Source organism: Desulfoplanes sp. PS50 (assembly GCF_053851535.1).
In genome coordinates this window covers 41,079-65,435 of the sequence record NZ_JBSPZA010000008.1, presented here as the reverse complement: position 1 = coordinate 65,435, position 24,357 = coordinate 41,079, and the positions used below count along the sequence as shown (strand labels likewise).

Annotated in this window: 24 protein-coding genes; 13 read left to right on the top strand and 11 right to left on the bottom strand. The window is 55.9% G+C overall.

Annotated features, from left to right (window positions below; genetic code table 11):
- Positions 1-49: 49 nt before the first annotated feature.
- Genes ACTVJH_RS05420 through ACTVJH_RS05410 form a run of 3 tightly spaced genes read left to right on the top strand, consistent with a single transcriptional unit; the run spans position 50 to position 2,619 of the window.
- On the top strand, positions 50-838 hold the full coding sequence (locus ACTVJH_RS05420; protein ID WP_455988255.1) for an ABC transporter permease: 789 nt from the start codon (positions 50-52) through the stop codon (positions 836-838).
- Positions 835-1,875: an ABC transporter ATP-binding protein gene (locus ACTVJH_RS05415; protein WP_455988253.1), complete on the top strand. Its 1,041-nt coding sequence runs from the start codon at positions 835-837 to the stop codon at positions 1,873-1,875. Before ACTVJH_RS05420 ends, ACTVJH_RS05415 begins: the two co-directional genes overlap by 4 nt.
- Before the next feature lie 39 nt (positions 1,876-1,914).
- Positions 1,915-2,619, top strand: a complete 705-nt coding sequence (locus ACTVJH_RS05410; RefSeq protein ID WP_455988251.1) for a molybdopterin-guanine dinucleotide biosynthesis protein MobB — start codon at positions 1,915-1,917, stop codon at positions 2,617-2,619.
- A gap of 52 nt (positions 2,620-2,671) precedes the next feature.
- Here ACTVJH_RS05410 and hflX read toward each other — a convergent pair whose 3' ends face one another.
- From hflX to ACTVJH_RS05395, 3 genes are all read right to left on the bottom strand, one after another.
- Positions 2,672-4,237: a GTPase HflX gene (gene hflX, locus ACTVJH_RS05405; RefSeq protein WP_455988350.1), complete on the bottom strand. Its 1,566-nt coding sequence runs from the start codon at positions 4,235-4,237 to the stop codon at positions 2,672-2,674.
- Positions 4,238-4,290: 53 nt separating this feature from the next.
- Entirely contained in the window at positions 4,291-4,890 is a 600-nt protein-coding gene (locus ACTVJH_RS05400; RefSeq protein WP_455988249.1) for an IMP cyclohydrolase, read from the bottom strand.
- A 222-nt stretch (positions 4,891-5,112) separates the two neighbouring features.
- Positions 5,113-5,670: a tetratricopeptide repeat protein gene (locus ACTVJH_RS05395; RefSeq protein WP_455988247.1), complete on the bottom strand. Its 558-nt coding sequence runs from the start codon at positions 5,668-5,670 to the stop codon at positions 5,113-5,115.
- Between the two features lie 394 nt (positions 5,671-6,064).
- Here ACTVJH_RS05395 and flgB point away from each other — a divergent pair, with 394 nt between their 5' ends.
- The 8 genes from flgB (at position 6,065) to ACTVJH_RS05355 (ending at position 12,738) form a co-directional block, all read left to right on the top strand.
- A complete protein-coding gene (gene flgB / locus ACTVJH_RS05390; protein ID WP_455988245.1) occupies positions 6,065-6,475 on the top strand; it encodes a flagellar basal body rod protein FlgB in 411 nt (136 codons plus the stop codon).
- Positions 6,475-6,912 carry a flagellar basal body rod protein FlgC gene (gene flgC / locus ACTVJH_RS05385; RefSeq protein WP_455988243.1) on the top strand — a complete coding sequence of 146 codons (438 nt, stop codon included), beginning with the start codon at positions 6,475-6,477 and terminating at the stop codon, positions 6,910-6,912. The genes flgB and flgC overlap by 1 nt, the downstream gene beginning before the upstream one ends.
- A gap of 12 nt (positions 6,913-6,924) precedes the next feature.
- Positions 6,925-7,248 (top strand): flagellar hook-basal body complex protein FliE, encoded by a 324-nt coding sequence (gene fliE, locus ACTVJH_RS05380; protein ID WP_455988241.1) that lies wholly within the window; start codon positions 6,925-6,927, stop codon positions 7,246-7,248.
- Between the two features lie 57 nt (positions 7,249-7,305).
- The gene (fliF, locus tag ACTVJH_RS05375) at positions 7,306-8,904 is read left to right on the top strand and encodes a flagellar basal-body MS-ring/collar protein FliF (protein WP_455988239.1); all 1,599 of its coding nucleotides are present in this window, start codon (positions 7,306-7,308) and stop codon (positions 8,902-8,904) included.
- A gap of 3 nt (positions 8,905-8,907) precedes the next feature.
- Positions 8,908-9,927, top strand: a complete 1,020-nt coding sequence (gene fliG / locus ACTVJH_RS05370; RefSeq protein ID WP_455988237.1) for a flagellar motor switch protein FliG — start codon at positions 8,908-8,910, stop codon at positions 9,925-9,927.
- A complete protein-coding gene (locus tag ACTVJH_RS05365; protein ID WP_455988235.1) occupies positions 9,914-10,633 on the top strand; it encodes a FliH/SctL family protein in 720 nt (239 codons plus the stop codon). Before fliG ends, ACTVJH_RS05365 begins: the two co-directional genes overlap by 14 nt.
- Before the next feature lie 20 nt (positions 10,634-10,653).
- Positions 10,654-11,958 carry a FliI/YscN family ATPase gene (locus ACTVJH_RS05360; protein WP_455988348.1) on the top strand — a complete coding sequence of 435 codons (1,305 nt, stop codon included), beginning with the start codon at positions 10,654-10,656 and terminating at the stop codon, positions 11,956-11,958.
- Between the two features lie 180 nt (positions 11,959-12,138).
- A complete protein-coding gene (locus tag ACTVJH_RS05355; RefSeq protein ID WP_455988233.1) occupies positions 12,139-12,738 on the top strand; it encodes a FlgO family outer membrane protein in 600 nt (199 codons plus the stop codon).
- Between the two features lie 35 nt (positions 12,739-12,773).
- On the opposite strand, the gene ACTVJH_RS05350 is transcribed toward ACTVJH_RS05355, so the two are convergent.
- The 8 genes from ACTVJH_RS05350 to ACTVJH_RS05315 all read right to left on the bottom strand — a co-directional run bounded on the left by ACTVJH_RS05350 (position 12,774) and on the right by ACTVJH_RS05315 (position 22,532).
- Positions 12,774-14,564, bottom strand: a complete 1,791-nt coding sequence (locus tag ACTVJH_RS05350) for a GspE/PulE family protein (RefSeq protein ID WP_455988231.1) — start codon at positions 14,562-14,564, stop codon at positions 12,774-12,776.
- Complete coding sequence (rfaE2, locus tag ACTVJH_RS05345; RefSeq protein WP_455988229.1) at positions 14,561-15,070, bottom strand: D-glycero-beta-D-manno-heptose 1-phosphate adenylyltransferase; 510 nt, start codon at positions 15,068-15,070, stop codon at positions 14,561-14,563. The genes ACTVJH_RS05350 and rfaE2 overlap by 4 nt, the downstream gene beginning before the upstream one ends.
- Before the next feature lie 107 nt (positions 15,071-15,177).
- Positions 15,178-16,428: a hypothetical protein gene (locus ACTVJH_RS05340; protein WP_455988227.1), complete on the bottom strand. Its 1,251-nt coding sequence runs from the start codon at positions 16,426-16,428 to the stop codon at positions 15,178-15,180.
- A 159-nt stretch (positions 16,429-16,587) separates the two neighbouring features.
- Complete coding sequence (locus ACTVJH_RS05335) at positions 16,588-18,009, bottom strand: hypothetical protein (protein WP_455988225.1); 1,422 nt, start codon at positions 18,007-18,009, stop codon at positions 16,588-16,590.
- Entirely contained in the window at positions 18,010-19,272 is a 1,263-nt protein-coding gene (locus ACTVJH_RS05330; RefSeq protein WP_455988223.1) for a hypothetical protein, read from the bottom strand.
- 54 nt (positions 19,273-19,326) lie between these two features.
- Complete coding sequence (locus tag ACTVJH_RS05325; RefSeq protein ID WP_455988222.1) at positions 19,327-20,385, bottom strand: hypothetical protein; 1,059 nt, start codon at positions 20,383-20,385, stop codon at positions 19,327-19,329.
- Positions 20,361-21,494, bottom strand: coding sequence for a hypothetical protein (locus ACTVJH_RS05320; RefSeq protein ID WP_455988220.1), 1,134 nt, complete (start codon positions 21,492-21,494; stop codon positions 20,361-20,363). The genes ACTVJH_RS05325 and ACTVJH_RS05320 overlap by 25 nt, the downstream gene beginning before the upstream one ends.
- Positions 21,495-21,653: 159 nt before the next feature.
- Positions 21,654-22,532 carry a hypothetical protein gene (locus ACTVJH_RS05315; protein WP_455988218.1) on the bottom strand — a complete coding sequence of 293 codons (879 nt, stop codon included), beginning with the start codon at positions 22,530-22,532 and terminating at the stop codon, positions 21,654-21,656.
- Between the two features lie 479 nt (positions 22,533-23,011).
- Here ACTVJH_RS05315 and ACTVJH_RS05310 point away from each other — a divergent pair, with 479 nt between their 5' ends.
- Both ACTVJH_RS05310 and ACTVJH_RS05305 read left to right on the top strand, forming a co-directional pair.
- Positions 23,012-23,746 (top strand): hypothetical protein, encoded by a 735-nt coding sequence (locus tag ACTVJH_RS05310; RefSeq protein ID WP_455988216.1) that lies wholly within the window; start codon positions 23,012-23,014, stop codon positions 23,744-23,746.
- A 97-nt stretch (positions 23,747-23,843) separates the two neighbouring features.
- Complete coding sequence (locus tag ACTVJH_RS05305; RefSeq protein ID WP_455988214.1) at positions 23,844-24,350, top strand: LysM peptidoglycan-binding domain-containing protein; 507 nt, start codon at positions 23,844-23,846, stop codon at positions 24,348-24,350.
- Positions 24,351-24,357: the final 7 nt, after the last annotated feature.

The following is a 24,357-nucleotide window of genomic DNA, read 5'->3' as shown; positions in this document are numbered from 1 at the left end:
CCCGTGCAGGGGCGGACCCGCGGGTCCGCCCCTGCAACCCTGACGCATCATGACCATCAAAGCCAATTCCTTCTCCTGGACATTGATCCTTTTCAGCCTGCCGCTCATCGCGCTGATTGTCTTTCCCCTGTCCAAAATGGTCTTTACCCCCACCTGGGCGGCCTTGTGGGAAAGCCTGAACGACACCGTGGTTCTCGAGGCCATTGGCCGCAGTCTGGGAACCTCCCTGGCGGCAGCCCTGATCTGTTTCGTCTTCGGCACCCCGCTGGCCTATCTCATGGCCCGGCACGATTTTCCGGGAAAAAGTCTGGTCGAGGCGATCATCGACCTGCCCATCATGATTCCCCACCCGGTCATCGGCATCGCCATCCTCAGTCTGGTCGGCCGGCATCATCCCTTTGGGCGATTTCTGGCCGACATGGGCATCGAGATCATGGGCACCCTGACCGGGATCATCGTTGTACTGACCTTCGTGGGCATGCCTTTTTACGTCAACACGGTGAAGGCCGGATTCGAGGCCATCCCCAAACGGCTGGAAAATGTTTCCCGCAGCCTGGGGGCGTCCATGGGAAAAACCTTTTTCAGGATCACCTTTCCCCTGGCCTGGCGGAGCATGGTTCTGGGAATGATCATGTGTACGGCCCGGGCCATCAGTGAATTCGGGGCCGTGGTCATTGTGGCCTACCATCCCATGACCGCGCCGGTTCTGATTTACGAACGATTCACCGCCTACGGGCTCCGATACTCCCAGCCGATTTCCGTATGGCTCATCTGCATCTCCCTGCTTCTTTTCGTGGCCATGCGCCTTGCCTCCAGCCGGAAACAGGTGAGGGCATGATAGAAATATCCCATCTGAACCTGATCCTGTCGGATTTTTCCCTCGAGGATATCAACCTTTCCATTGACCAAGGAGATTTTTTCGCCCTGATCGGACCAACGGGCGCGGGCAAATCCCTGATTCTGGAGACCATGCTCGGCATGCTCCCCCCTGATGGGGGAACCATCACCCTCAACGACCGGGATATCACCCGACTCGCCCCGGAAAAACGGGGCCTGGGAATCGTGTATCAGGATTTCGCCCTGTTCCCCCATCTGAACGTCCGTAAAAACATCCTTTACGGAACCGCTTTTCACGATCTCCCCCAGGACAAGGTTGCAGGCCATCTGGAATTTCTGGTCAAAAAACTGGGGATCAGACATCTCCTCCACCGCAGACCGACCACCTTGAGCGGGGGCGAAAAACAACGCGTCGCCCTGGCCAGGGCCCTGATCCTCGAGCCCGCGGCCCTGCTCCTGGACGAACCCCTTTCAGCCCTGGACCCGGTTTTGCGCGTGGAGATCAAGGATCTGCTCAGGTCCATCCACCATGAACTGGGCACGACCATGGTCATGGTCTCGCACAGTTTTTCCGATGTCTTTTATCTGGCCAACAGGGTGGCCATCCTGAAAGAGGGACGCATCGTCCAGCAGGGCGCAGTCTCCCAGGTCTTTGACCAGCCCAATTCACGGTTCACCGCCGGATTCGTGGGCATGCGCAATATCCTGGATGCCACCATACAGGGAAACCAGGCCCTGACCCGGGGGCCGACGGTCATCCTCCCGCCCCACAGAGATCCTTCTGCCCGGTTTCTGGCCATCCGTCCCGAGGATATCTGCCCCCTGCGTCCAGGCCATAACGGCTTTGAGAACACCTTTACCGGCACCATCACCCACATCGCCCACCAGGGATTTTATTTCGATGTCTGGCTCGATGTGAACGGACTCAAACTGCAGGCAGTCTGGGACAAGCATTTTGTCCTTGACCAGAATATTGAACCGGGAAAAACTGTGAACATCGGCTTTCATGCCCACAAGGTCCATGTCCTGCCGGGATAACAGCATTTTTTTCGCCATCACCAACCAAAGGAAGCAAGCATGCCTATCGCCATTAGTATTATCGGCTACAAGAACTCCGGCAAGACAACCTTGACCATTGGTCTGGCCGAAGAACTCAAAAAAATGGGCTATACCGTGGCCGGGGTCAAATTTTCTCATGTGGGATTCGACCAACCCGAGACCGACACCCACGCCATGGGGCAGGTCTGCGAACAGGTCATCGGCATCGGTCCCGAGGAAACGGCCATGTTCTGGCCCAGAAAAAGCTATCTCCCGGACCTCCTTCCCCTGGTCAAGGCGGATGTGATTCTGGTGGAAGGGGGTAAATCCCTGACCTGGCTGCCCAGGATTCTGGTTCTCAGATCGCCTGAAGAGGCCGAATCTCTGGACAATGGACTGGCCCTGGGAACCTGGGGAAAAGTCGGGGCCGAACCGCTGACATCTTTTACCTCCATGGAGCAACTGGCCAAGATTGTCGTGGCCCGGGGATTCATCCTCGCCGGGCTCGACTGCAAGACCTGCGGTCGCCCCGACTGTCTGACCCTGGCTCGGGAAATCGTACGGGGGGAGGCCCTGCCCGGCGAATGCAAGGCCTTCAAGACGGGCATGAAGATCACCATCAACGGTCATCCCCTGCCCATGAAATCCTTTGTGGAGGACATGATCGCGGGATCCCTCAAGGCCCAATTGGAAACCCTCAAGGGATACGTGCCCGGATCACGGATCGAAATCACTCTGAAATGAGGTCTTCTGGATATTCTGCATACAAAAAGCCCGCATGAATGCGGGCTTTTTGTTATGGAATCCGGGACAGGATCGTCTCGACCAGGGGGGCGAGGGAGGGTCGATGTCGGGCCGAGATGAACAATCCCTGGGGAAAGATGTTGCCAACCGTCTCCCGCCTGGAATCGTCCAGCAGATCGTCTTTGTTCAGGACCAGAATCCTGGGGATCTCATGGACCCCGAGTTCGGCCAGGATGCTGTCCACAGCCGCCACCTGGGCCTCCACCTCAGGATGGCCGGCATCGGCCACCTGGATGAGCAGGTCGGCCACCTCCAATTCCTCGAGGGTGGCCATAAAGGCCTCCTTGAGATCCGCGGGAAGCTTTCTGATAAACCCCACCGTATCCGTAAGAATGATCTCCCGATCCTGGGGAAATCGAAGACGCCGGCTCGTGGGATCGAGGGTGGCGAAAAGCTTGTTCTCGGCCACAACCCCGCTATGGGTCAGGGTATTTAACAGCGTGGACTTGCCCGCATTGGTATATCCGACCAACGCGACAATGGGCACCCCGGCCCGGGCACGATTCGACCGGGTGGCATGGCGATGTTTGCGCAGCCTCTTGAGTTCTCCCTTGAGCAGGGAGATACGGTCCCGGATCTTGCGTCGATCCAGTTCCAGTCGGGTTTCACCGGGTCCGCGCCCCCCGATTCCCCCGGCAAGACGGCTCATGGCCCGGTTTCTGCCCACCAGCCGCGGCAGAGTGTACTTGAGCTGGGCTAGTTCCACCTGGAGCTTGCCGGCCCTGGTCACGGCATGCTGGGCAAAGATATCCAGGATGAGCTGGGTCCGGTCCAGCACCTTGCGCTCGGTCAGCCGGGAAAGATTGCGCATCTGGGTCGGGCTGAGTTCGTCCTCAAAAATGATCACCGCGACATTGTGCTGCAGGGCCAGAACCTCGAGCTCGGCCAGTTTGCCCTTGCCCAGGATATGTTTGGGATTGACCCGACCGATCCGCTGAACGATCTTGCCGACCACACGCAGGCCTGCCGTATGGGCCAGATCCGTGAGCTCATCGAGCCGGGATTCCTGAATCTCTTTGGCATCCGTTCCCACGCTGACCAGCAGCGCGTTTCCCTCCCTGGCCTCGGTATCAATCCGTTGACCCGTCCTGGCCAGTTCTTCCTCCAGAGATTCGGCCTGGGCGGTGAAATCCGTGTCCACCCGGTCCCAGGGCATTGGAGGATGAATCATGTAGGGGGTATCGCCCGCACCCTGGGGCAGAAGATGGGCCCAATGCAACCGTTGGGGCATACCATGATGGATGGAAAGTACGGCAAAGGAATCAAGGCGCAAAAAGACCATGTCCATGAGGTCTTCCTGGGTGATGGCCGCGTCGGTGAACCGGGTCAGCAGAAATCTGACCCCGCGAAGTCTTCCGGCACTGGACCTGAAACCGGTCAATTCAGGGATGAGCATGGCGTCATGTTCACCGATAACGACCATGACCGGCCGACCCTTGCGGTCAATGACCAGACCGATCTGTCTGGAGATATCCTCGCTGAGCAGAGCCAGTTCCCGGGCCTGTTCCAGTAAATATCCCCCCTGAGGCGGAAATCTCCGGTTGTACAACCTGGTCAGCCGCTTGATCTGACCGGGTTTGAGCCCGGTCAGATTCCCCTTGAGTTTGGTGGCTATAGCCCGTCCCTCCCCAGGTATTCAGCGATCATCCCATCGTATGCGGAGATCATGGAAAAGGTCTTCACGGCCATGCTCCGTCTGAAACCGAGAGAAACCTTCATGCCGTTGGCCTGAAGTTCCTTGATGAAGCCGGGGTAGTCCCCGATGTCCGGCAGCACGGTCATGGAATGAAAGTTTTTTGCCCCGGCCCGAAGCAGGGTGGGCCCCCCGATATCGATCTGTTCCACTGCGGAACGAAGATCCATGGTCTGGGAAACCGCCTGGGCAAAATTGTACAGGTTGACGCAGATGAGATCGAAAGGGGCAATCCTTTTCGCATCAAGGGTTGCCAGATGCTCGGGATTGTCCTTGTCGGCCAGGACGCCGGCGTGGATATGGGGATGCAGGGTCTTGACCCGGCCCCCGAGAATCTCCGGAAATCCGGTCACTTCGCTGACCGATACTACCGGAAGCCCGGCATCGGCCAGCATCTTCCGGGTTCCTCCCGTTGAAACCAGTTCCACACCATTATCGACCAGAAATTGGGCCAATTCCACAAGTCCTGATTTGTCGGTCACGCTGAGAAGCGCCCTTCTTATGGGTAACAATTCCATATATTCCTCGTTTATCGTTCAGACCCGCTCTTCTGAAAAATGATCCCTGACAGGCAATCCAGGCAGGGATCAAACCAATGATCATGAGGCTGCCTGCCAGAATCGCACAGAATATGCAAGCCGTCCAACCAACCAATCCCACCCTGCCTGATGGCGGGGTGGGATTGGTTGGTACAACGAAAAAGTAAACGCGGATGGTATCTGGTTGTGTCCCTACAGCCGTTAGAGCTGCTCGAGCATGTCACGGGCGTCCTTGTGACCGGGTTCGGCCTCAAGAATGGTTTCCAGATGGGTTCTGGCCACCCCTTTCTCACCCATGGCCAAAAAACATCCGGCCAGGGAGTATCTGACCTCGTGCTTGTTGGGATCAAGGGAAAGATAGGTCTCCAGAAAAGGGATCACATCCCCGAGTCTGTTTTCGGCATGTCCCAGTTGAACCATTCCGAAAATGGAGATCATGTTCGAGGGGTTCTTTTCCAGAGACTGGGCAAAAAGATCAAAGGCCCTGTCCTTGTTGCCCATTTCCATCTCAATGAGTCCCATGCCCGCCAGGGCCTTGTCCCCGGGGTCTATGGACGCGGCCTTCTTGTACATCTCCATGGCCGAATCCAGCTCGCCCTGCTGCACGGCAATGGTGGCCAATCCCAGATAGGGATCGGAATGGACTCCGTTGCTCTCTGCCGCCTTTTGATAATAATCTCTTGCCTTGTCCAATTCACCCATGAACAGGTAACATTCACCGAGTTCCTTGTTGATTTCATAGTCCAGATGGCTGCTCATCGTGTCCTCCTCCTGGTTGGTTGCGTACACACTTCCTTACTATTTGACAATGATGTCGGAATATCCATTCCGACCTGCCCGTATCTCTCTGGCAATCCGGGCAGGATCCCGCAGAATAGCGTTTGAGGAACCTTTTTTCCGGAGGTCGATCATGCATGTCGGGCGACAAAGTCAAAGCAGACTTCGTGCCAAAGCAAAGAAAGCCACCCTGCCGACATGTCGAATGAAATATTTTATCTCTGTATTTCAAGATATTGTACTTGAAAAAACCAAAAACTGTTCTTCTGGAACAAAGGTTGCTTATCTCGAGATGTCCCTGATCACAATGGTGAGCATCTGGACAGATAAAAGACAACAACCACCTATAATACTGAATCTTTCAAAGAAAAACGCCATGAAATCTCTTTTTTCCCCAAACATAAATCTGACAGAAAAGGTTCTGGATCTGAGGCTGCAACGTCAAAATCTCGTCGCCTCAAACCTCGCCAATATCGATACCCCGGGGTACAGGGAGCGGCGGATCGAGTTTGAAAACCAGCTCCAGGAAGCGCTGCGAACCAACGGCAAGGGACAAATGACCCGAACCGCTCAAGGGCATCTGCCAACGACCTTTGATCCCGATTCCTTTGAGGGAACCCTGGACAAGGATATGAACGGACAGATCGTTCAGGGCAAGGACAGTGTCGATCTGGACAAGGAAATGTCTGTCATGGCCAAAAATACCCTCTTGTACAACGCCATGGCAACGGTGCTCAAAAAGAATTTCGAAGGACTCAAAACCACCATCCAGGAGGCAAGTAGATAATGGATTTCATGACTGCCATAGATATCGGGGCGTCAGGGCTCACGGCCGAACGAACCCATCTCAACGTCGTCTCCATGAATCTGGCCAACGCCAATACCACCAAGGGGGCTGACGGCCTCCCCTATCGGCGCAAGCAGATCTCGTTCAAGGCGGTGCCTGCGGAAGAATCCTTTCACAAGCAGATGCAAAACGCCCTGACACGGGAACTCCGAGGGGTCGAGGTGGACTCGATCAAGGACGATCAGCACCCCTTCAAGCGGGTCTACGATCCCGGACATCCCGATGCGGGTGAAGACGGGTATGTCGATTATCCGGACATCAACGTGGTTCAGGAGATGGCTTCCATGATGACCATCATGCGCAGCTACGAGGCCTGCGCCTCGTCCATATCCACGACAAAGACCATGTTTAACAAGGCCCTTGAACTGGGCACATAAGGAGAACGGTCCATGGCAATCAATCCCATAGCTCTCAAGGCCTACACCAATCCCCTGACCAACGGAGCCGAGGCCACGGGCAAGGTCAACAATTCCCTGGCCGGCGCCGGAGACACACAGTCCTTTGCCAATACCATCAAGGATTCCCTGAACAAGGTCAATGACCTCCAGGAAAACAAGGATACAATGATCAAGTCCTTTGCCACGGGCGAGAAGCAGAATGTTCACGAACTCATGGTCTCGCTGCAAAAAGCGGGTATGGCCATGCGCATGACCTCGGCCGTTCGCAACAAGGTTCTCGAAGGATACAAAGAACTCATGAAGATGCCGTTCTAGATAGCAACGATGGCACCAACATTTTTTTCACTCATCACTCTGCAACGGGCTTAGGCTATGCATCCTCTCGCGCAAAAGACATTTTCCAAAGTCACCTCGTTCTGGTCGGCAAGCTCCATGGCACAACGGATTCTTGTCATCGGCCTGTGCGTCAGCGTCATCGTCGTTTTTCTGCTGATGCTCTTCTGGTTCAACCAGACCTCCTACAAGGTCCTCTATTCCAATCTGTATCAGGAAGATGCCTCCCGAGTGGTGGCCTTTCTGGAGAAGGAAAAGGTCGATTACAAACTCGAGGCCAATGGTGCGACCGTCCTCGTCCCGGAGAACAGGGTCTACAACCTGCGCCTCGCCCTTGCCGGTGCCGGGGCCCTGCATGGTCAGGGTGTCGGTTTCGAACTCTTTGACACCACCCAGATCGGACAGACCGATTTCATCCAGCACATCAACTATCAGCGGGCCCTTCAGGGTGAACTGGCCCGGACCATTACCGAGTATCCGGCCATCAGCTCGGCCAGGGTTCACCTGGTCATTCCGGACAAGAGCCTGTTCATCGAAGAGCAGGCGCCCACGTCCGCATCGGTTGTTTTGAAGATGAAAACATCGAGCGCCCTTTCTCAGCAGGAGATTCGGAGTATCGTCAATCTGGTGGCCATGGGTGTCGAAGGAATGACCGACGAGCACATTACCATTTCCACGACCCAGGGCCGGGTGCTCTACCAACCCCGGGACGAAGAAGGGGTCGGCATGACCAGTACGCAATTCGAATACCAGCAGAACCTGCAGCGTAATCTGGAACGGCGTATTGAACAATTGCTCGCTCCTATTGTCGGCCAGGGAAGAGTCATTGCCCGGGTCGCAGCCGATTTGGACTTCAGCCGAACCAATATCCACGAGGAACTCTATGATCCGGACAGCTCCGTGGTCCGGAGCGAGCAACGCAGTGAAGAGGAGAGTGTCGGCAACAGCCGTGCGGAACAGGGTGATCCCGAAGCCGAATATCAGGCGGACACGAACGCCATGGCCGGGACATCCCAGTCATCCTCCAGAACCACGTCAACCACGAATTTCGAGATCAACAAGGTGGACAAGCACACCGTGTCCTCGCTAGGAAGAATCGATCGGCTCAGTGTAGCCGTCATCGTGGATGGAACCTACCAGAAAAACGAACAGGGCGGGTACGCCTATCAGCCCCTTCCCGAGCCGCAAATGGAACGCATCCGCAGCCTGGTGGAAAAGGCTGTCGGGTTCGACGCGGCACGGGCCGACTCCGTCGAGGTCTCCAATATCGCCTTTGGCGCACCCGAGCCCGAACCCATGCCCACCATCAGCGACACCGTATCCACCTATTTCAAGCTGATCGGCAAACCCCTGCTCAACGGTCTTCTGGTCCTGCTGTTCCTCCTTCTGATCGTCAGACCGGTGATCATGGCCATCATCAAGCCCAAGGTTTCGGGTCAGGAAATACCCGCTTCCGAGGAACTGCCTCTGGGTGAGGAACGTCTGTCCCTGGCCGAAGGGATCGACAACGAAGTCATGCAGGATATCGAAGATCAGGCCAAAATCCATGATGCCAAGGCCTACGCGACGCAGCTGGTCGACCAGAACATGGATCAGGCCGTGCTGATCATCAAGAAATGGGTTACCAAGGGAGGTTGATCCGTGGCGAACATAGAAAATGCAGCAGCCCTCGACGGCTCCCAAAAAGCGGCCATCCTGCTGCTCGCCCTGGGCAAAAATCTTGCGGCAACGATCTTCAAACATCTGGAACGTGAAGAGATCACCGCCATTTCCAGGGCCATGGTGGAGATGGACACCATCTCCAAGGAAATGGCCCAGGAAGTGCTCAAGGAATTCAACGAGACCATGATCGTTCAAAAGGACATGCTCGTTGCCGGCCCCAAGCAGGTCAAGAAGATGCTCACGGAAAACCTGGATGCGGACACGGCCAAATACGTGATCGACTCCCTGGACCTGGATCTTGGCCGTACCCCGTTCAAGGAGCTGCAGAATGTCAGCCCCAAAATCCTTTCCCAGATTCTGCGTAACGAACACCCCCAGACCCTGGCATTGATTGCCGGGCATCTGCCCTCTGACAATGCTGCCGAACTGATGCAGAACCTGGCTCCTGGAGTCAGAACCGAGGTGATGATGCGTCTTGCCAAGCTCGAGGCAGTCCCCGAGGACATGCTCATGGAGGTTGACAAGGTCCTGCAGAACCAGCTCATCGCCATCGGCGGCAAGGAAGGCAAGCACGTGGGCGGTGTCCAGGCCGTGGCCGAAATCCTGAACGCCATCGACCACAGCACGGAAGAAGAAATTCTGAATGAAATTGAAGAGGATTCCTCTACCCTGGCTGACGACATCAGACAGCTCATGTTCGTCTTCGAGGACGCCACGACCCTGGACAATCGGGCTATCCGTGAAGTGCTCAAGGAAATCAGCAACGAAGAACTCGGCCTGGCCATGAAAACCGCCTCGGACGAAGTCAAGACGAAATTCTTCAGTAACATGTCCGAACGAGCCGCGACCATGATTCAGGAAGATCTGGAGATCATGGGACCGGTTAAACTCTCGGACGTGGAGTCGGCCCAGCAGAGTATTGTCAAGAGCATCAGACGCCTCGAGGCCGAGGGGAGAATCGTGATCGCGGGCAAGGGAGGAGGCGATGTCCTTGTCTAGCCCCCGCAAGCCCTTCAGGAGTGGTCGCATATTCATGGGACTCGACACCCGGGGCGCCGACCCTCTTGCCCCCTTGCAAGATACCTCAACGCTCTCTCCGGAAATGGAGGAGGAATATGTCCAGCGGGTCAAGGCCAAGGCCCAGGTTGCGGCCCGGGAGATCATCGTCAAGGCCATGACCGAGGCCGAAGCCCTCAAGCAGGAAGCCTACGATCTGGGATACGAACAGGGCAAGGCCGCCGCCGACGGGGAACTCGAAGCGCATCTTCAGAAGCTTTCCGGCAAGCTCGATGAGCTCCTGAAACAGATCCAGATTGAAAAAAAGGCCCTCAGATCGAAGCAGAACCAGAATATGGCCCTGGTACTCAAGGCGGCCCTGGAAAAGGTCCTGTCCACGGAACTCGAAACGCACAAAACCAAGGTTCTCGAGAATCTCCTTGAAGAGGCCCTGAACCGCATCGATACCCAGGAACGCGTGACCATTTCCTGCTCCCCGGAGGACACCTCCTTTTTGAAGGATCTTTTGGCCCGGACCGAACAGCAATTTCCCGACCTTTCCAAGTGGGTGCTCAACCCCTCCCCGGCCATGAAAAAGGGCGGCCTCAAGGTGGAGAGCAAAAACGGCATGGTCGATAATTCCATTGAATCACGATATGCCCTGGTCAGGGAGATCGTCGAACAGATCAGCCTGGAGGACGACCAGTGAGTCTTTCAACCAAGGCGGCCATGAATCTTCTTGCCGATCTCACCCCGGTCCAGTCCTATGGCAAGGTGAGCAAGGTTGTCGGTCTGGTTGCAGAAGGTCAGGGAATCAAGGCTCCCCTGGGCTCCATCTGCCAACTTCTCCCGGACCGATCGGGAAGGACGGGATGCATCAATGCCGAAGTGGTCGGTTTCAGGGACGGGTCGGTGCTGTTCATGCCCTATGAAGACATGCGAGGTATTCAACCGGGAAGTTTGATCCGCAACGCCTCCACGCCTCCCCTTTTTCCCGTGGGAAATCGCTACCTGGGACACGCCCTGGATGCCTTTGGCCATCCTCTGGACAAATCCGAACATATTTCACCGGCCCGATTCAATCCCCTCTACACCCAGGCCCCCAATCCCCTGGAACGTCCCAGGATCACAGAGCCCCTGGACGTGGGGGTGCGCGCCATCAATTCCCTGCTCACCCTGGGCAAAGGCCAGCGGGTCGGGATCATGGCCGGATCCGGCGTGGGCAAGAGCACCCTCATGGGTATGATCGCCCGGTACACGGAGGCTGAAATCAATGTCATCGCCCTGATCGGAGAGCGCGGCCGCGAGGTCCGTGAATTCATCGAAAAAGACCTTGGGCCCGAGGGCATGGCGAGGTCTGTCCTGGTCATCGCCACATCTGATCAGGGTCCTTTGGTCAGGATGCGGGCTGCGTATGCCGCGACAGCCATGGCCGAGTTCTTTCGGGATCAGGGCAAGGACGTCATCCTGATGATGGACTCGGTGACCCGTTTTGCCATGGCCGCCCGGGAAGTGGGCCTTGCCGCGGGTGAACCACCGACGACACGCGGCTATACGCCCACGGTTTTTTCCCATCTGCCCAAACTTCTGGAACGGGCCGGTAAAAATCAACACGGAAGCATCACCGGTATCTACACGGTTCTGGTGGAAGGGGATGATTTCAACGAACCCATTGCTGACGCTGTTCGCTCCATCCTGGACGGGCACATCGTGCTCACCCGTGAGCTGGCCGATCAGGGTCACTACCCGTGCATCGATATCCTCAAAAGTATCAGCCGGCTGCGTTCCGACGTCATTCCCAGCGATGTCATCGCCTCGGGTCAGGAGCTCATCCGCCATCTGGCCACCTACGACAAGGTCGAAGACATGGTGAATATCGGCGCGTACGCCAAGGGAAGCAATCCGGATATCGATGCGGCGCTGACCATGATCAAACCGATCCGTTCCTTTCTCCAGCAGCCCATTGCAGAAAAGGCGACCCTCAAGCAGAGCGTTGCATCACTCAAGAAACTCATCACCGACAAGCCCTCATAACCCCCCGCACCTCTCTGCCCTTTTCTGTCCATCTTCCTCAAGATTCTCGCATCTCGGCCGATACATCATACATACCCCTTCATTGATACCCCTTTTCATTGTGGAGCAATGTCGCGGACCCATGCATCACAAGCCAATTGCCTTGTAACCTCGAGAATCACGCCTGGAGGCTTGCATCCCATGCCCATGAAAAATCTGTTTCATTTTTGCACCATCCTCTACCTGCTGACAGGGGCCATTTTCCCGTGTTCGGTCTTCGCCGAGAAGCCGGCGATTTCCGCAACGGGTCAGGAGCTCTTTCGGCAATTGCAATTCAGGGCTGACCAACAGGGTATGAACCTGACTGACATGGAATTTGTCGTCACCACACCGGTCAACCTGGACAACCTGAACCATACATCTCCCCTGGCCAGGGTCACGGCTGAAAACATGGGTCTGTGGCTCGTCAGACAAGGTTTTAGGGTCAGGGAGATCCGCAGGATCGACACACTTCAGATAATCCCGGGACAGGGAGAAATCGTCCTGACCCGCATACCTGAATTCCTGCACACGACTTCAACCGCCGGTGCCCTCCTGGTCACAGGTACCTACACGGTCCAAAACGACAAGGTTCTTTTCCATATCCGCGTGCTCGAGGCCGATTCCAATGTGATCCTGGCCATGGCTCCCCTGGAACTGCCGCGAAACCCGGATACCGATCTTCTCTTGACCCGTAACGACAAAAGGGGACGAACATCCCTGTTCGCCCCCAGCGTCAAGACATCGCTTGCTGCATACTGATAGAAAGGTGACCAGCCCCTTCGACAGGAGACTGGTCACACTCGTGTCTGCGTTCCCCCTGTTACCCGAAGAACCTCCTCGATGGTCGTTTTCCCGGCCCTGACCTTTTCCATCCCGTCCTGAAAAAGCCCCTTGATCCCCTTGGAACGGATCAAGCGCCGCAAGCCCTCCAGATCCCTGCCCGCCTCCAGCCCTTCGCCCAGACCGACATCAAAAGGGACCACCTCGAACAATCCTTCCCGTCCCTGATACCCGGTATTCCGGCAATATTCGCACCCCGACCCATGATAGAGGACATCCTTGGGGCTAAACAGCTCTCCAAGCCCCCATCCAGCCAGGTCTTCGGCCCGGGGACGAATGGGGGTCCTGCAATGGGGGCAGATCGTTCGGACCAAACGTTGAGCCACAACCCCCAGGAGGGAGGCGTTGATCAGATAGGGTTCGATTCCCAGATCCTTGAGTCGGGTCAGGGTGGACGCGGCATCGTTGGTGTGCAGGGTGGAAAAGACCAGATGGCCGGTCAATGCCGCCTGGATGGCCTCTTCGGCCGTTTCCAGATCCCGCATCTCCCCGACCATGACGATATCCGGATCCTGACGCAGAATATGGCGGAGCATCTTGCCAAACCCCACCCCGATGCGATCCTGGATGCCGATCTGGTTGAAATCCTCCACAATCATCTCGATGGGATCTTCAATGGTCACCAGGTTGACCCCGGGATGGGCCATGGTCTTCAGGGTCGAATACAGGGTCGTGGACTTGCCGCTTCCCGTGGGTCCAGTGACCAGAATCAGCCCGTGGGTCCGGCTGATCAGGGTCTGATAGGCCCGGAGCTGGTCCTCGCCCATGCCCAGAACATCCAGGGACTTCAGAATGGATTCCCCGGAAAGCAGCCGCAGAACCATCTTTTCTCCAAAGGCCACCGGAATGGTCGAGACCCGGACGTCGGTGGGCGTTCCCTCGAGCATGAGCTGGACACGGCCGTCCTGGGGGCGACGCTTTTCGGAAATATCGAGCCGGCTCATCCCCTTGATCCGGTTGAGCATGGCCTGGTGCACACTCATGGGCAGGCGATGAATGGGGTGGAGGATCCCGTCAATCCTGAAACGGACCAGACTGTGATCCCGTTTGGGTTCGAAGTGGATATCGCTGGCCCGCTCCGTGAGGGCCGTGGACAAAAGATAGTCCACCGCCTTGACCAGGTGACGCTGGGACGCGGGATCGAGTCGACCGGCAATGTTCACCCGGGCTTCCTGGTCACCCACCCCGACCTGTCCTTCGATCTCTTGTTCCGCAGCCCTGACCGAGAGACGAAACTGGAACACGTCCTCGATCAACCGGGCGATCTGCTCCCTGGTGGTCAGAAAAACCCGGCAGGGCAGAGTGGTCACCCGGGCGATATCCTCCCAGAGATCCGGACAAAAGGGGTTGTGAACGACCATGAACAGGACCCCGTTTTCAATACGCAGGGGGACGAGCCTGTTCCGGCGGGCAAAACTTTCTGACACCAGTCCGGCACTCACCTCGAGATCGATCTCAAGCGGATCGATCCGTTTGTACTCGAGCCCGGTTTCCCGGGCCACGGCCCGCAGGATGGTCTCTTCGTCAAGACGACGATCCGGACCGGAAGAAGGGGGCTGTGCCCTGGTAAGCCCCAATCGAATCAGAAAATCCATCCCCTTGGGATCATCCCGGCCAATGGCATGTTCCCGGGCCTTGCGGACCACAAATTCCGACTGCTCCTGGCCGAGTTCCCCCTGTCTGCCGAGGATGGGGAGCAGGAAGGCGAGACTATAGACGTGACGCGGCCATGCCCTGGGGTTCATGAACGAGGTTCCCTCCTGAAATCTAATTGCCCAAGGGCGCAAATCCGCTCGATGATCCGGGTTGTGGAATATCCGGGGAGCAAGGGGATGCTCAGCACCTGCCCTCCCTTGGCCTCGACAATATCCCGGCCGACAATTTTTTCCACGGGCCAGTCTCCCCCCTTGACCAGGATGTCCGGCATGACCGTGCAGATCAATTGGTAGGGGGTGTCTTCCTCGAAAATAACCACATGGTCCACACAGGTCAGAGCACCTAGAACCAGGGCCCGATCCCTTTCCGGATTCACCGGGCGGGTCTCCCCCTTGATCCTGCGAACCGAGGCATCGCTGTTCAGCCCGACCACAAGCAAATCCCCGAGAGCCCGGGCCCGGGCCAGATAGTCCACATGGCCGGGGTGCAGGATATCGAAGCATCCATTGGTGAACACGAGCCGTTTCCCGGGTCGGGCGGAACGAATCAAACAAGCCTCTTCAAAAGAGACGATCTTTTGTGCGCAATGCGTCATGAATGTCCTGTATCTTGCTGGTTGCGGGGTTCTCCCCGTATACGTCGATCCGTGAAAAAGGAAAAGGCCATCCGCCTCGTTGGAAGCGGATGGCCTTTTCCTCGTTTCTACTGTTCGATATAGGCCTGATTCCCGCTTATACGGACATTGTCCTCGGGAATATGGAGTCCCAGCCCCTCGAGAATGTCATAGAGTTCCCCGAAAACAAACTCATCGGGCGAGGTCCCGGATGTAAGATCCAGCACAAGCACATTACCCTGCATGGTCGCACTGGAAACACTCGAGCCGAGCTGGGTCTTGAGTTTGTAGAGAGTCCGCTTGGAGGCCAGCTTCACGCTGACCTTGCCCGGCTGGGCGGCACCCCGCTTCTGTCGCTGCAGGGCCATGGAGGCCATGCGCCTTCCTTCCTTCTTGGCATCGTTCATGAGCAGGGAGGCGGCCCTTCCGGCCACATCGGCCAGCCCGTCACGCAGGGCGATAGAGGGAACCTTTTCCGTCAGGGTGGTGGCGTACTCCTGAGCACCCACCGACTTGACCTCGTTGGTGGTCAGATCGAGCAGGGAGATGGACAGTTTGGCCTTCAAGACCCGCTTGACCTGATCGAAATACAGGGAATCGATCCGGTACTGATAGACAATCCCGTTTTCAGCGGCAAAGCGGTCCCGGACCGCCTGCATGAGCCGGCGGTCGATGACAAAATCCTCCCGGTCAAAATCAAAATGCACCCCGAGCAGGGGATCGTCCTCGGCCTGCTTGTATCTGTCCATGCCCGGAGTCTGCGCCAGCCATTGCAGCTTGAGCCCCTCCTGGTTGGCCTTGCGGGTGATTTCGTCGCGAATGGCCCGCTGGAAATCCGGATAAAAGGTCACAAAAGGCCCCAGTCCCCGGAGCTTCTTGACCCCGTCCGAGGCCTCGACATCCAGGATGAGATCCATGCTTGCCTTGGTCGGAGGTTCCTCCATGATCACGAAGACCACCCGGGCATTCTGTCCGGACTGCACCCCAACGCCCATCTCCTCCAGACGCCGGTTGATGGCCGCATCGTCCAGGGTCACCTTGTAGGTCCCGATCCCCTTGCCGCCTTCAAAGGAGAATCCCTGCTGGGTCTTGCCCTTGACGAATGCGGCATGGCTGGAAACGATGGTCTCCAGACTCTTTGCGTCGATCCCGGGGTTGGCCCGCAGGACATAGGATCTGACAGCCTCCTGGCCCGCACGCTTCTCAACCTCCTTCTTGGCCTTGAACCGACTGGAGGAGGAGCTCTCCACATCGACCCCCTCGGTGACCAGGGCAAAGGCAGATGTTGGGATCAGGCAGCACAGGCAGATACAAACCAATAGATTCAGACAGCGTTGCATGGGCACCTCAAAAAATGGATAGGTGATAAAAAAATCGTAACCATTCAGTTCGCAAAGGAACTACTCGAACAGCCTGATATTCACGAATACGTTTGGATGACATACAGTGAATTTGAGAAATGAGAGGATTTCAGACTCCAAACGAAACGCGAACATCCCTCAAAACGAAGCCTTTTCCCGGGCATGGAGCTTGGCCATCTCTTCCTCGGTCAGCCGATCGGCCATGTCCAGAGCCAAAAGACATCGCCCCAGACCATCGGCATAATCCTGGTCCTTGCTCTCGTACCGGTCAAAAGTGAACCGATAGATCTCCAATGCCCGTTCGAAATCTCCCAGTGCCTCCAGAGACAGGGCCATATTGTAGAGATCCTTGACATGGTCCTCGAGATAGTCGTCAGCCTCTTCGAGCAGATTTTCCCTGCTCAAGGGCACATACGGTTTGACCTTCCCCGGGTCCTTTCCCTGGATGGATTCATCGTATCGAGCACGATGATTGCGGGCAATGACCTTTGCGGCCCCGCCTATCAAATCGACATCGTAGAAATCCAGGGCGATGTCAGTATATCCCTGGGCCAGTTTGGTCCGAGCGATATATTTGACATTCCCCATATAGGCCTCCGCCGAGATGAGCGTCTTGGTCTTATTGTCCTGTCCGGCCACATTCACGGGGATGTCTTCCCGGTGAGGCGCGATCAGATTCTGCAGTCGTGCTCCGATCTCACCACACATGCCCAATTGCGATTCCAGGTCCACCGGCATGGTGCAGACATCGACAGCCGTAGCGGCATCCAGCTCGGCCTTGATCTCTTTTTGCTCTCCCAGACCCATGGAGCCCATAAATGATGAAAACCCGGACATGAAGCCGCCCTCCTCGGTCTTCAGGGTCCTGATCTTGCCGGCCACCTTTCTGGCCGTGGTCAGCTCGAGACGATCGGAGAACTCCCCGTTGACGATAAAGGCCGGACGGCTGGCAACTTCAAAGACATGGGTAAGCTTTTCCACATGCCCGTTTCGATCCAGTCTGTAGACCGAAAGGCCCATCATCAAGGTAGCCTTTTTGGCCCGGTACCGTTTCTCGTAAAAAACATCCCTGGACTCGGTAGTCACCTTCTTGGTGCAATAGATGGGATTACCGTCGTTATCATGGCCGCAGACGTAGCGGATATTTTTCCAGGCGGTCAGCTGCATCTTGCTCGGCAGGTAGTTCCGGTATTCATCGGTAACCTGCCACCAGACCCGGCCGTACATGACCGCATCGAGCCGTGATTTCAGGCTGCTTTCCGCGGCATGCCGCGTGATCTGCTGTTCCAGAGGAAGATCGACCAGGGCAAAAAACGGGTCCTGGTAAAAGACATCGGCCACGGTCTGCCGGGCCAAACGGCAGGTTTCCTTGTCCGCGGCAAAGGCCCCGTGTCCCAGTCCCGAGGAAATGGTGTTGAAATCCAGAAGCGCGATCTTGCTCACCCCGGTCAGTTTGAGCTCGCCGGGCTGGAGCACGGAGATCTTGGCCTTCTGAACACAACCCACTGAAAATGCCAGGATCATGACAATGAAAAAGGTGTGCACGATTCTCCGTATCATCTAACGCTCCTTGTTTTCCGCTTCTTCATACCCGCCATCGATGGTATGCTGAAAGGTCACGACCTTGTCGGCGAGCTTGGTGACCCGTGCCAGGGCCGAGGCAGCCGCATTGTTCTCAGGATCTGCTTCGGCCGCCAGCCCGTAAAAATCCAGAGCCTCATCCGTGATGCCCATGGCCTCGCAGACAATGGCCATATTTTCGAAATCCGGAGATCGGAATCGACCGGCAGCCAGAAGTGCGGTTTTTTCTTCCATGCGCAGGCTCTTGATCAGGGCCTCGAGCTCTTCCGGAGCGAGCTCGGAGGCTTGGGCCTTTTTGATCTGCTCGTCAAAATCCTCTTTGATCTCACTGGCCTCGCCCTTGTACGCGGCTGCATTTTCGTCGAGAACCTGGCACAAACGCTTGTACGCTTCGGAAAAGGCCGTGGCCTTGATCAGGGCGACCGCCGTGGGATCGCCCCCTTCGTTGACGTACAGGGTCCGCTCCACATTGTGGGGCGAAATATCCTTGATTACCGTGGCGATGGATGCGTCGAACAGGGAAGAGGCTATCTCCAGAACCGTGGGCAGGGCTTCGGTCGGACTGTCACCTCCGATTTTTTTCTCAAAGGTCAGATTCTTGAATGTTTTTTCATAGATCGACTGACCCTTTGTATCACGGACCTGAACCCGCAAGTCTCCCTTGGCCTCGATCTTGACAAAGCCCACCTGACTGATCTGTTCCCTGACCAGCTTGCCGTCATAGTTGGGAGCGGAATAGGGAACCCCGTCATCGGTGTATTCAATGCGATAGGGGATGGAGGTCAGGGAGGTGACCATGCGGTCCGTGCCTGTCGACCTGTTCAGGGAAAGAGTTGCCCAGGTCCTTATCTCCGCCCGATCCGACAACTGCGCCGGTTTGATGCTGTAGCCATGGGCATGGGAAAACGTCTTGTCCAGGGTTCGCAGCCCCTGAGTATTGCCGTGAATCTCATCCTGGACATTGAAAAATCGCTCCTGGTAAATTCCCGATGTCAACCGCTGGTCCAGACAAGAGGCAAACACCGTGGCAAGCTCGGAACTCTTCCCGTAATTTCCGCTCAGACTGACGCGCGGCCTCGCTATGGCCAGATTCTGGATGGACGACACGTCCCGGACCACTTCGGGTGGCACGATATATCTGGCCGTTAGACTCCGCTTCTGGGCCTGCTGACACCCCCCGATCAAACCCAGGCAAATCAGCACGGCCGTGATGACAAGGCCGGGGCGCACATTCGATTTCATGAATCTATCCTTCCTGGTTTCTATGGATGATTTGCAGTGGTCTCTGGACATGGATCATTCCGGGCTCAGATTGACATTGAGACGTCTCGCGTTCTGCTCCACACGATTCAGGGAGTGGGCACAGGCTTCGATCAGTTCCTGATTCTCGGTCAGGGCCAAAATCCCTGCGTAGCCGTCATGAACCTCCCGCAACCGGGACTCGGTCACCCCGGAGGCCTCCTTGGCCATGAACAGAAGATACAAGTTGTTCAGGTCCGTCTCCATGTCCCGCTCGACAGCCTGCGTATTCCCCTGCTTGCGGGCCTCGGCAGCGGCATCGGCCCATTTCTCATATAAACCGGGATTCAGATCGGCCAGGGGGGTGCCGGGCACCAGAGAAGCAGCTCTCTTGGCCGCAGCGCTGATCTTGCCCTGAAGGAGAAAATCCTTGACCGACTGGTCCCCTTCGCCAGGAAGGACTACTCCCACCTGACGGTGCTCGGTTCTCAGCAGGTTGCGCATCTGCTTGACGATCTGATCGGCCAGCTTCTTTTCCAGTGCTCCGGCAGCGGGCAGAGGTTTGGTCTCGTCCTCCCAGACCCCCTGGGCGGCCACACTGTTAAAATAGGCCATGGGTTCAAGGGTTCTGGCCTCGTAAATGGAAACCGAGGCCACGTATGCCCCAATGGCGGAATGTCGTTTTTCAGTCACCATCACCTCTCGACCACTTCCGCTCTTGTCGGTTTGGGATTTCTTGGTCACCTTGACATTGTAGGGAATCTCGTTGCGGCCGTCTCGGCGGTAGCCCTTGAACGTATTGATGTTCATGGCATAATCAAAAGGCTTGCTGGTGACGACGGTGAACCAGCCCGCCTCGTTCAGGGTTTTGGTCAGATCCCGGACAAAGGCGCTGGTCTGACTGCCCATATTTCCGGTAGTAAATATCCTGACCCGCGACCCCTTCTTGATCACCGAAATCTTTGACGGAATATCAAAAGAAAGGGTGGCATTGGGAGTCAGCTTCTTCTGGACACATCCTGTAGCGAGGAACAGACAGCAAAGAAGCCCTCCCAGCGACCATTTCATATACGCAACCACATGCTCGCTCATCAGAATCCCTCTGGATTTTCCCATTTGAATTTCAACGTCCGCCCATCCTGCTTGAAGAGCACCTTGTAGCCGTGCTTGTGCATCACGTCCCCGATAGCCTGGGCCAGTGCCGATCCCTGCAGATTGGACCAATAGCTGATCTTGAAATTGACAGCATCAACCTTGTCCACCTCATGGCGGACATAGCCGTTCAAGGCAGCGACTTCCCGCTCGAGGAGGTCCGTGTCCGGAAAATCAAAAAATCCGAGCGTATATCGGAACCCTGTCCCCCTATCCACCTCGGATTGGAGTTCCTTGACCAGGGCGGTGGCCACATCGGCTGCTGCGATAAAAACATCTTCAGAGGCGGTGGACACGGCCCTGCGGTATTGCTGGGCCTGCTTCAGGCCGGCAAGGGAAATCGAACCGACATCTCGGGTGGACTGTCCCAAAAGATGCCCGTCCGAAATGCGCACGCCCTTGAGGTCCAGATTCAGCCCGGCCGACTTTGCAACCATGTCCGGAATCATTTCCAGTTCCACAGAGACATAATAATCCGCCTGCAGCCGGGAACGATTGGCAATGGCCACGTCCTTGTCCAATTTCCCGGGCAGATCCTTGAACCGGGCACGCATGAGCGGCCAGTCTACGACCTCGAACCGGAACTTGTCCCTGAACACCTCTGATACGGACGCCACCAGGGGATCGAAGATCTCGGTACCCGACGGCACGGCATTGATGTCACTGTCTTCCCCAAAGACCAGAATTCTGGGGTGCCCGGCCATCTTCATCAGGATTTCCAGGGTCTGTGCATGGGTCTCGATCTGTCCGGCATCCACCTGGGCGTCCACGGTCAGCCGGAATCCCCCATCGGCCTCTTTGATTTCCTCGATGATCTTGTAGCTCTTTACGTATCCCTTGGAGTGGGTAACGATTTCATCCTTGATGACCTGGAAATCGACCACATCGGTACTGCTCTTCACGGTCACTCCGACAACCTGCTCAACGGCCACCTGCAGGGCGTTGGTCAGGGCATGATCCCTGTCCACGCCCATTCCCTGAACCTGGACGGCACGAGCGAAAACCGGAAGAAGAAAAATCGACATCCACACCATGGCCGCGCACAGGCCCATGCTCCATTTGTTGCTGTTCATGATCACCTGCCTGGTAGAGAGATGAAAAGTGTACACAGAGTGTGCACAAGGGCTATGACCGGAGCCGACCACCCCGGTGAATTCAGGCTATGAACGGGAAAGGGCAATCCCCTCTTTGGCGGTTGCCCTTTCCCCGGTAAGTAACCGGCTACCTGCTTCCTACCACTCGCTTTGTTCCTTGACCCGGCGCTGACGAACCTTGGCCGATTTGACCACCTTGACCTCGTTGCCGGAAATGTAGACCCGGCCGTTCATGTTCATCTTGTTCAGGGCCTTGTTGAAATTCCTCTTCAGTTTGGCGGAATCAATGGACGATTTGTACAGATACTCGTGATGCGTGGAGGTGTTCAGGGCATTCTTCTTGGGCCGGTGACTGTCATAACCGGAAAAAATGACCAGATAATCTTCCATATTCATCATGTCGTCGGCAGTGAAGCCATCAAAAATCAAGGTCCATTCGAGGAGCTGACCGCCCGGCTGATCCACGTAGCCGGAGAGCCGCTGCGCAAGTTCAGCGCCCACGTCACGGCCCACGAGCTTGGCGATCTTGCCCACACCTTCGATGACATCGTTGCGGGAATAGGGTTTGGCCAGGGGCTGGTACTGCTGGGGTTCAAGTTCGAAATTGCCCATGCGCGATCCTGAATAGACATCGAGCATCCGTCCCATGACCCGGGCCGAGGCCTTGACCGTGCTGTAACTTTCCTTGACGTCCGGGTAGATGGTAAAGATGACCGCCACGTCCATACCGGCATCCTTGGCAATGCTGATGAGTTCGGCATCGGTCCGACGCTGACGTCCCTGAATGTGGGTATCCAGGGTCATGGCGGTTTCGTCCTTGACATCAAATCCTTCGCTCAACATCTCGTTGACCATGGCGTTCAGAACCCGGTCATGAACCCGTGAATGCCTGGGGATGGAATCGCGGTCGGCATCCTCGGATAAAAACATCACCCTGGGAAGGTCAGCGGCCATAAGAGTCCCGGCCATGAAAAACATACAAAAAACCATCACACATACCTGTAAAACCTGTTTCATTGCAGTCCTCCTGTGTTTGGCCGCAATCCTGGCCTGTCATTCAACCTGGTTGTCATGTTTGACTCACCGTGACTATTCAGGTGGGTTTCCCAAAAATCCAAAACGCTGACATTGACTGATATTACTCACATCTGGTTTACATATCAGACTGTTCGAACAGCCAACCCTCGACCTGAACCGTTACGACTCAACCAGCTTCACACCGACATAGCTTGTCAGACAATGTCGAATCCTCTCCTGAAAATCTGGTCTGGTTTAAACAAAGATTAGATGATATTAATGGAGTGTTCAAGCATAATTTTGCGAATCACCCTTCTCTTTGTGGCCTCGAATTCCAACAAAAAATCCATGCGTTCGAGAAATCGGCTTGACAACCCGGGGCTCTCCGGAGAGAGAATTCAAATCTTGAGATATTATTGACGATGATCCTTTTTCAAGGACAACCACGGAGTCACAACACTGTCATAGAGGCGTTTCTCATGTCCAAGTCATGGATCAAACAAAAACAGGACGAATTCGTCAGGGATGTGCTCAGGGATTTCTGCCTGGTGAGCGTCCAGCTCGAAAACGAGTTCAGGCACTATGACTCCAACGGGTTCACTCGGTTCACTTTTTTCAAGGATCTTCTGGGAGCACGAACGAATAAAGGCCAGCTCTGGCGGCTTAAGGATACTGCCCACATCCTTTTTAGAAACGAACCCCCGGATGCCATCATTGCCCAATATCTCGACTGGGCCATCGGATATATCTTCCACGAATGCATGAAACTCATGGAAGACAGCTATCAGCGCAGACGATACAAGCCCTGGTTCGAATCGCTGCCTCCCAAGGAGGCTCTCGATCCCGAAGAAGTCCTTATCGGCAAGGAATTGTACACCCTCATCGAGCAGACCCGGGAAAGCATCGACCGAGAGATCAAACGGGTCAGGTTCCTGCTTTTTCACTGCCGCAGGATGCTGACCCTCTATCTGCCGGCACATCGTGACAATGCCCTCCTGGCCCGTTTTATCTATGATCAGAATGATCTGGTCCGTCTCATCTTTAAAAGTGGATATGACAGCCTCATTCGCGCCATTTATAATGATTCCCGGGATCAATTGTTCGTTTTGGCAGCCCGCAGCCTGGAACAGGGTGGCTGGCACCGAGAGGCCAGACATGCCTTGGAGGCTGGGAAAAACCTGATCAGGGAATCGAGCTCATCCTTGCAAGCCTGAGAAATACATGCTAGAAATTCTTCTAGAGAGCATACTCTTTTACACATGTCTGCACTCATTCATACGGCATCAACATCCATAAAGGAGGAACATTTTTATGAAACGCCTGATCGGACTCATTTTCATGTGCGCTCTTCTTCTCAGCTTCGGCTGTTCCAAGAAGACCAAGGTGTCATGTCCAGAACCCCAGACGCAGCAGCAGGAACAGGTCGTTGAAGAGGTGGTGATCGAAGAAACAGAAGAGATCGTCGTCGCTCCCACTCCGGTCCCCGAGCCTACCCCCATGGAGATTTACGAAAAGGACTATGCCCAGTTACCGACTCAGTACCAGGTTGCCAAGGGAGACTGTTTGTGGTGGATCGCCGAGTTCAGGCAGATTTACAATGACCCCTTTATGTGGCCCCTGATCTACAAGGCCAATCGGGACAAAATCAATAACCCCGATCTCATCTATCCCGATCAGGTTTTCTCCATCCCCAGGGATTTCAATCTGGACGAATTGACTGCAAGCCGCCAGCAGGCCGGTGCTCCCAAGCCCTTCATCGCCCCGCAGGACGCCAATCTTCCGGCCAATCTACGGGCTGAACTCGGTTGGGGCTTCTAGGCACAAC